This is a genomic window from Ruixingdingia sedimenti (assembly GCF_031432425.1).
In the GTDB taxonomy this organism is placed as follows: domain Bacteria; phylum Pseudomonadota; class Alphaproteobacteria; order Rhodobacterales; family Rhodobacteraceae; genus Ruixingdingia; species Ruixingdingia sedimenti.
This window is the reverse complement of record NZ_JAVKPH010000135.1, coordinates 1-579: the sequence shown is the minus strand read 5'-3', so window position 1 is coordinate 579 and position 579 is coordinate 1. Positions and strand designations below refer to the sequence as shown.

Annotated in this window: 1 protein-coding gene; it reads left to right on the top strand. The window is 53.7% G+C overall.

Going from position 1 to position 579, the window contains the following annotated elements; translation table 11 throughout:
• The first annotated feature begins 319 nt into the window (after positions 1–319).
• A complete protein-coding gene (locus RGD00_RS23465) occupies positions 320–529 on the top strand; it encodes a hypothetical protein (RefSeq protein ID WP_310459640.1) in 210 nt (69 codons plus the stop codon).
• Positions 530–579 lie beyond the last annotated feature (50 nt).

The following is a 579-nucleotide window of genomic DNA, read 5'->3' as shown; positions in this document are numbered from 1 at the left end:
CATCACGGAAGTCACAGGATAAGTCTGTCCGGGGAAAGGGGAACTCCGGCCCTCAGCCGATTTGTGCAACAGAGCCGTCCGCATACCCTGCTCAAAATCGAAAAATTGTCCAGAAGATGGAAACACAAACTCAGGACGGGGAAAACGCGACAATCTCCCAGAGGAACTTCCGGTTCGCCCCAACCTACCCGCAGAATGAGAAGCAGATTTCAATCAGGCATTCCAGAACGCGTTTTCTGTGGAAAACCTGATCCCCGTTTTGTTTTGTCTCGAATCGCGCATAGTAGAGAAGTCGGTCACATAAAACAGGAGAACCGACATGCCGACCAAGATCAATACCGAGGCGCTGGAAAGAATCCGCGCCAAACTGAACGATCTGCCGCCGAAGCCCAAGGATGCCTATTCCGGCCGCGAGGCGATCACTGAGCTGGAAGCCGCCATCCGTCATGCGCAATCGCTCGACTACGACATTGCCGAGATCGCGACGATGTTGACAGAGAATGGCTCTGTTGCACAAATCGGCTGCTGATCGGACTTCCCCTTTCCCCGGACAGATTTATCCTGCGACCTCTGTGATGG

Excerpts from the sequence above, each read along its gene's own strand:
- RGD00_RS23465 (WP_310459640.1), top strand. The coding sequence starts at position 320 with ATGCCGACCAAGATCAATACCGAGGCGCTGGAAAGAATCCGCGCCAAA.